Origin of the sequence: Ideonella azotifigens, assembly GCF_006519715.1 — a bacterium.
Classification (GTDB): Bacteria; Pseudomonadota; Gammaproteobacteria; order Burkholderiales; family Burkholderiaceae_C; genus Ideonella; species Ideonella azotifigens.
Window position 1 is genome coordinate 1 of record NZ_VIDT01000303.1, and the last position, 6389, is coordinate 6389.

Genomic DNA, 6389 nt, shown 5'->3' on the forward strand with positions numbered 1-6389 from the left:
CAGCGATTCGCTGGCGAACACCGGGACGATGCGCTCCGCATGCGGCGCAAGCTGTGCGCCAAGCGCCGAGGCTGCATCGGCATCCGCGAAGCCCGCATCGACCCACAGCTCAATGCCTGCCAGCGCGCCGAGCAATTCGCGCAGCAACCCGTGTTGGACTGAGCCGCCCGTCAGCGCGTCCAGGTCGGCCACGTACAGTTGGCGCGCCGCGCAGTGGTCGACCAGGATCCTCGCGACCGTCAACGGGTCGCTGCTCGCGCACAAGGCCGACTCGATCGGCCGGTATGCCTGCCGATCGCCGCGCACAGCGCGCACGACCCGGCCCTTCAACAGATCGATCACCGGAATCAGGGTCATGCTGCCGTTCATTTCAGAGTCTGTGGTCACGTGGGTCGCCTGCGGAGATTGCACGCTGCGGTTGCCGCGATGATGCGCGTGTTCGTCTACGAGCACCTGAGCGCCGGCGGTACAGCAGACGCACCGGAAGAGTTGCTCGCCGCCGGCCGCGAGATGCGCGATGCGGTCGTGCGTGATTTGCTGCGCACCGGCGATTGTGCGGTCTCGGTTGCGACTGGCCCGCATGCCACGGAGGTGCCGCCGGGCGCGACCCCAATTGCGGCCCCGCTGCACGCCTCGGGCGAGCGTGCCATCGGTTCGGCCGAATTCGTCGCGCAGCAGTCGCGCCTGCATGATCGAACCTGGGTCATCGCGCCGGAGACCGACGGCGTGCTTGCGCAGATGCAGCGCGCGGTCGACGCCAGCCGCTGGCTGGGCTGCGACGGCGCAGCGATCGCACTCGCTTCGAGCAAACGCGCCACGATCGCCCATGCCGCCGGGCAAGGCGTGACGACACCGCTCGCCTTCGCAGCATCACCGGCCACGCGCCGCTGGGTCGTCAAGCCGGACGACGGTGCTGGCGCCGTCGCGACCCGCGTGCACAACACGCGCGCTGCAGCACTCGAGGACATGGCGGCTCGCCGCGAGCGCGGCGACGCGGTGGTGCTCGAAGCCTGGGTCGCAGGCGAACCGCTCAGCCTCTCGCTGCTGTGCAGCGCGCAAGACGCCGAGCTGCTGAGTGTGAACCGGCAGCATCTCGCGATCGATGCGCTCGGGGCCGTGAGCTTCGAAGGCGTGCAGATCCATGTGCTGCAGGGCACCGACCCGCGCATGGGGGCCCTGCGCGCCTGGGCCCGGACGCTCGCCCGAAGCTTCCCCGGGCTGCGCGGGTATGTCGGCATCGATCTGGTCTGGCACGCGCAGCGCGGGCCGGTGCTGATCGAGATCAACCCGCGCGCGACGATGGCGTATGTGGGCCTGTCGGCGACCCTTGGTCGCAACGTCGCGGCGGCAGTGCTGGATGCGCATCACCAGGAGCTCGCCCATGCCCTCACCTGAACCGCTTCACATTGTCGGCTGGGACATCGGCGGCGCGCATGTCAAGGCCTGCCTGATGCGCAATGGCCGCGTCGTCGATGTGACGCAGTGGGCCTGCCCGCTCTGGCAAGGCATTGAGCACCTGGCGCATGTGCTGCACATCGCGCGGGCCCGCTGGCCGCAGTTCGCGTCGGCGACCCACGCGGTCACGATGACCGGCGAGATGACCGACTTGTTCGAGCACCGCGAAGAAGGCGTGCAACGCATCGCAGCGACCTTGGCCGACACGCTGGCACCGTCGGCTCCGGGCGCCCTGCACTTCTTCACCGGCGAGGGGCCGTGGTGCCCGACCGCTGAAGTCGGTGCGCAATGGGCGCACATCGCGTCGGCCAACTGGCGCGCGACCGCGTTGCACGCGGCGCAGTGCATAGCCGAAGGCGTGCTGATCGACATCGGCAGCACGACAACCGACCTGATCGCCTTTCGCGCCGGCCGCGTGCTCGGCACGAGCCGCAGCGATGCCCAGCGGCTGGCCAGCGGCGAACTCGTCTACCAGGGCGTGGTGCGCACGCCGTTGTGCGCGCTCGGGCCGCGTGTCGCATGGCGCGGTGTGGAGATGAATGTGATGAACGAGTTCTTCGCGACCACTGCCGATGTTTACCGGCTCACCGGTGAACTCGACCCCGCGCATGACCTGCACACTGCCGCCGACAACGCGCCCAAGGACCTGCCCGCCACCGAAAAGCGCCTGGCGCGGATGATCGGCCTCGATGCGCGCGAGGCCAGCTCGGACGACTGGCTCGCGTTCGCCCGCACCTGGCGTGCACGGCAGGTCGACGAACTTGCAAGCCAGTTGCGCCGGGTGGTGGCCGCGCACGGCCTGTCCGACACGGCGGTGGCGCTGAGCGCGGGCTGCGGCGACTTTCTCATCGCCGACGTGGTCTCGCAAGCCGGCCCGACCCGCGAACACCTGCGTTACGGCTTCGACGTGGCGCGCATCGCCGCCGACGCGTTGCCGGGCACCTACGCTGTTGCCCGCTGGGCCCAGGTGTGTGCCCCTGCAGTGGCCGTCGCCGCACTGCTGGATACCGGGCTGCGCTGATGTGGGTCGTCAAGATCGGTGGCAGTCTCATGGCCGATCCGGCGCTGCCGGAGTGGCTGGATCTGCTCGCAAAACTCGGCGGCGGGCGCGTGACCATCGTCTGCGGCGGTGGCGGCCTCGCCGACGAAGTGCGGCGCACGCAGGCGCTGTGGCAGTTCAACGACCTGGCCGCGCACAACATGGCGGTGCTGGCCATGGTGCAAACCGGCTACCAGCTGCACGCGATGAACCCGGCACTGCAACTCGCCGCGAGCAAGGCCGAGATTGCCGGCGTGCTGCACAAGGGCCGCGCGGCGATCTGGCTGCCGTTCGAGCTGCAGCGCGACGCGCCGGATGCGCGAACCAACTGGGACGCCACCTCCGACACCATCGCGCTCGATCTGGCGCACGAGCTGAACGCGGAGCGCCTGGTGGTCATCAAGTCGTGCGAGATCGACCGGTCTCAAACGCTGGCGCAACTCGGTGCGGCAGGCGTGCTGGACGAGAGCTTTCAAGGCGGCGCGCGCGGCGCCGCATTCCCGATCGAGGTCATGGCGAAGCACGAACTGCCGCGCATGCGCGCGCTGTTGCTCGGCGGGCTGCGCGACCTCGACGGTTGAACCGACTCAGGCGTTTCAGGCGCTGAGGGGTGCCGGCGCGGCGCGCAGCCGCGCGGCCAGTTCACGCAGACGTTCAGGATCAAGCGCCCCGCTGCGGTCGCCCGCGCACACCGCACTGCGAAAGCCCGCGAAATCGGGCGCAAGTTCCTGCAAGGCCGGGAGTTGCGCATGACGCAGCGCGCCGGCCAGACCCACCAGCGCGCCGCTGGCGCGAACCCGGGCGACGAAACGCCGCAAATCGGCGACAGGCATCAGATCGAACAAGCTGCCTGCGAGCTTGTCGGCCGTGTCGACCATCATGCCGGGGAACTTCAGCGCACACGCGTGCGCGACCTGCTCGAAGTCGAGCCCGCGGTCGGCAATGAAAACCGGGATGATCCGGTGGCCGGTCGCGGCCAGCGCATCGAGCACCGCGCCCGAGGCCGTCTCGCGTTCGATGCCGACCTTCACGTAGTCGACGCCGCAGGCCGCGACCGCTTCGACGCGCGCCAGGATCGCAGGCAGGTCGTTCATCGGCAGGTCGCCAATCGTGGCGCTGATGGGCTGCGGGCTGCCCTGCTCCCGCAAGGCCTGCACGACCCGTGCAACCGCATCGACCGGCAAACCGCCGAGTGCGCCGTCGCGGGGCTCCTTGAGGTCGATGAAATCCGCGCCGCTGCGCGCGGCGATGCGCGCCTCGGCCACATCGCGAACGCTAACCAGCATGCGCATGCGCATCATGGCCGCTTCTCCTGGGAGCATGGTGGCGTCGAATCGGCTGCCGCCGCGCGGTGGCGAGCGATGGCCTCGGTCAGCCAGCCCCAGGCCTCGTGCTCCTCGGGGCCGGCAGTCTTGTCGATTGCGATCTGCAGGTAGCGCATCTCGGCATCCACCTTCTCCGCAGCCAGCATGTGCAAGCGGCTCACCAGCACCGCCCCTTCGATCACCGCCGCCTGCGCGCGGTTGAAGCCGATGTAGGGCGCATGGTTCACCTCGAACACGCGCGCCATGCGCAGCACCGGGCGCTGCGCATCGTCCTGCAGTTCGGCGAGCTCGAGCTCGACGTGGCTGAGCGCGCAGGCGAGCCGCACGCCCTCGATGCGTTCGGCAGGCCGCACCGGCCAGTTGCGGCGGCCCGTGACCGAGCCGGCGAAGACGCGCGTGTCGGCCACGATGTTGAGCACCGCATGGCGGTTCGCAACGATGTTCGCCAGCGTGGTCGACGGCTTGAACGGCATCAGGATCACGTCGCTGCCGGCCTCGGTCTGGCGGTAGCGAATGCCCATGGGCGCAACATGCGGCACGCCATCAGGGGCCACCGTGCTGATCACGGTTTCAAAAATCACGTCATTCATCGTTCGGTTCGGTCGGAGAAACGGCAGCCGCGGCGCGTGCGCGGCCGGTCTTCGCGCTCGTCATCGTGCTGCCCGGTGCGCACCAGGTGTTGAGGTCGCCGGCATCGGTCGCGACCGCGCAGCCCCAGTCCAGCGGCTGATCCTGCACATAGCGCTTGCCCAGTTGCCAGGCGATCTCGGCGTGCGCGAGTTCGACGCCCATGTAGAACGCGTGGCTGGCATCGCCCTCGAGCTTGAGCTGGGGCCAGAGTTCAAACGCGCCCTGGCCGAGGCGAAGGCCGTCGCGGTTGTAGACGTGCAGGCCGCTGGCCGACACCTGCACGCGGAAATTCGGGTCCTTCACCTGGGCGGCGACCTGTTCGATCTCCTGCGGCGTGTCGGGGAACGGGTGCTTGGCATGCACCGTCATCAGTGCGCCACTCATGCCCTTGGGCAAGGTCTGGTGGCGCGCGGCGGCATGCATGATGCGGCGCGCCCAATCGGCCTCGCGGACCGCGCGGCGCGCATGCGCGCTGACCTGCGTTGTCAGCACTGCCGCGACGTTCAACTCGGCCGCGATGCCGAACAACAGCGCGTTGATGCCGCTGGTGTCGGCCTCGGTGAGCTCGGTCAGGTTGCCCACGCCCATCATGATGGGCGCATCGGGAAAGCGCTCGCGCAGGCGGTGGTAGCGCACGATCGAGGCGGTCAAGCCGAACGGGATCGGATCGAGGATCGAGTCGGCGAGGAACGGCCGGCCGCGCCGCTGCATGGCCTCCACCGCCTCGAACAGCGAGGCCTCGTCCGCCGGCACACGCGGGATCAGCACCGGCGTGGACGCGACCTCGTCGGCCACCCACAGCGTGTCGAGGTTCAGGCTCAGCAGGTAGTCGGCGCCGGCGCGGCCGCCGCGCAGCAACTCGTCGGGGTTGATCGAGTCGACGCTGACGGCGAAGCCGGCCGCCTTCAAGGCCTGCACGCTCTCGACGAGGTGATCGAAAGGCGTTTCGGGCAGGCAGCCGAGGTCGATCACGTCGGCACCGTCGGCCGCGAGCACGCCGGCGCGCGCGACGATCTGCGCCACGCTGAGCTGCGGCGCGTCGACGATCTCGGCAAAGATCGCGACCTCGTATTCGGTCAGGTCGATCGGTTTGGCGGCGCGGTTGAAGTGGCGCGGCAGGTCCTTCAGTTCCTCGGGGCCACGCTCGACCGGGATGCCGTAGTGGCGCGTCAGTGCGTCCATGTCGCCCCGGCAACGGCCAGGCACGATCATGCGGTCGGCGCCGAGCGGCGCAAGCACGCGGCGCTGGATCATCTCGGCCGTCATCAGCGCGGCGACCTGCAGGCCGATCTCACGCACCTCCCAGCTGAACGGCAGCGCATCCATCCCGCCCAGAACGCGCCGAAGGCTGGCCTCGGCGAGGCGTCCAGTCAGGAAGACGATGTGTTCCATGCGAGCGAAAGTTCCTTCAGGCGCGTGGCAAGCGCCGCTTCGAGTTCGGCAGGCGAGGCCACGACTTGGCAGAAATCGATGTCGCGCAGCCGATCGACATTGTCGAACTCGATGCGCCTGGGCCGCAGCGTGACCCAATCGTGCGGCGAGCGCGTCACGACCACCGGCTCGGTGTCGCATGCAAACACGATGCCCGGGATGCCGAGCTTGCCGGCCTGCGCGAACATGTTGGTCGGCAAGGTGTCACTGATGCCGAAGGCGCACTTCGCGACCGTGTTGCTGGTGGCCGGCGCGACGACGACGGTGTGATACACGTTCTCATACAGCGTGCCGACCGGCACCGCGCTGGCGGTCTTGTCGCGGAAGATCCTGAAATCGGGTCGCAGTTCGTCGAGGCCGATCTTGTAGATAGGCAGCACCTCCTCGGCGGCGGCCGACAGGAACAGGTCAACCTGCGGCAAGCGCGCCGCGAGCGCAAGCGACTCTTCCAGGAAGTGGCCGGAACCGGTGATGCACCAGGCGAAGCGGGAGGGCGCCGGCATCACAGC

8 protein-coding genes are annotated in these 6389 nt (G+C 69.1%); 3 read left to right on the forward strand and 5 right to left on the reverse strand.

The genetic code is table 11. The annotated features are described in order from the left end of the window. Window positions 1–357, reverse strand: a 357-nt coding sequence (locus tag FKP22_RS17580; protein ID WP_233446875.1) for a HisA/HisF-related TIM barrel protein, incomplete at its 3' end; no start/stop codon positions are given. A gap of 69 nt (window positions 358–426) precedes the next feature. On the opposite strand from FKP22_RS17580, the gene FKP22_RS17585 reads away from it, so the two are divergent. The 3 genes from FKP22_RS17585 to FKP22_RS17595 are packed head-to-tail and all read left to right on the forward strand — an operon-like array spanning window position 427 to window position 3075. Further along, on the forward strand, window positions 427–1395 hold the full coding sequence (locus FKP22_RS17585; RefSeq protein ID WP_141288821.1) for an ATP-grasp domain-containing protein: 969 nt from the start codon (window positions 427–429) through the stop codon (window positions 1393–1395). Further along, complete coding sequence (locus FKP22_RS17590) at window positions 1382–2476, forward strand: hydantoinase/oxoprolinase family protein (RefSeq protein WP_141288822.1); 1095 nt, start codon at window positions 1382–1384, stop codon at window positions 2474–2476. Before FKP22_RS17585 ends, FKP22_RS17590 begins: the two co-directional genes overlap by 14 nt. Then, the gene (locus FKP22_RS17595; protein ID WP_141288824.1) at window positions 2476–3075 is read left to right on the forward strand and encodes an amino acid kinase family protein; all 600 of its coding nucleotides are present in this window, start codon (window positions 2476–2478) and stop codon (window positions 3073–3075) included. The genes FKP22_RS17590 and FKP22_RS17595 overlap by 1 nt, the downstream gene beginning before the upstream one ends. 15 nt (window positions 3076–3090) lie before the next feature. Here FKP22_RS17595 and FKP22_RS17600 read toward each other — a convergent pair whose 3' ends face one another. From FKP22_RS17600 to FKP22_RS17615, 4 genes are read right to left on the reverse strand one after another with little or no spacing between them, the layout of a single operon-like run. After that, window positions 3091–3795: a (5-formylfuran-3-yl)methyl phosphate synthase gene (locus FKP22_RS17600; RefSeq protein WP_231012087.1), complete on the reverse strand. Its 705-nt coding sequence runs from the start codon at window positions 3793–3795 to the stop codon at window positions 3091–3093. Then, on the reverse strand, window positions 3792–4409 hold the full coding sequence (locus FKP22_RS17605; RefSeq protein ID WP_141288826.1) for a DUF447 domain-containing protein: 618 nt from the start codon (window positions 4407–4409) through the stop codon (window positions 3792–3794). Before FKP22_RS17605 ends, FKP22_RS17600 begins: the two co-directional genes overlap by 4 nt. Further along, a complete protein-coding gene (locus FKP22_RS17610) occupies window positions 4402–5841 on the reverse strand; it encodes a DUF6513 domain-containing protein (RefSeq protein WP_141288828.1) in 1440 nt (479 codons plus the stop codon). Before FKP22_RS17610 ends, FKP22_RS17605 begins: the two co-directional genes overlap by 8 nt. Further along, complete coding sequence (locus tag FKP22_RS17615; protein ID WP_141288830.1) at window positions 5820–6383, reverse strand: flavoprotein; 564 nt, start codon at window positions 6381–6383, stop codon at window positions 5820–5822. Before FKP22_RS17615 ends, FKP22_RS17610 begins: the two co-directional genes overlap by 22 nt. Between the last annotated feature and the right edge of the window lie 6 nt (window positions 6384–6389).

Coding starts and splice junctions, on each gene's coding strand:
- FKP22_RS17595 (WP_141288824.1), top strand. CDS start 2,476: ATGTGGGTCGTCAAGATCGGTGGCAGTCTCATGGCCGATCCGGCGCTG.
- FKP22_RS17605 (WP_141288826.1), bottom strand. CDS start 4,409: ATGAATGACGTGATTTTTGAAACCGTGATCAGCACGGTGGCCCCTGAT.
- FKP22_RS17590 (WP_141288822.1), top strand. CDS start 1,382: ATGCCCTCACCTGAACCGCTTCACATTGTCGGCTGGGACATCGGCGGC.
- FKP22_RS17615 (WP_141288830.1), bottom strand. CDS start 6,383: ATGCCGGCGCCCTCCCGCTTCGCCTGGTGCATCACCGGTTCCGGCCAC.
- FKP22_RS17610 (WP_141288828.1), bottom strand. CDS start 5,841: ATGGAACACATCGTCTTCCTGACTGGACGCCTCGCCGAGGCCAGCCTT.
- FKP22_RS17585 (WP_141288821.1), top strand. CDS start 427: ATGATGCGCGTGTTCGTCTACGAGCACCTGAGCGCCGGCGGTACAGCA.
- FKP22_RS17600 (WP_231012087.1), bottom strand. CDS start 3,795: ATGATGCGCATGCGCATGCTGGTTAGCGTTCGCGATGTGGCCGAGGCG.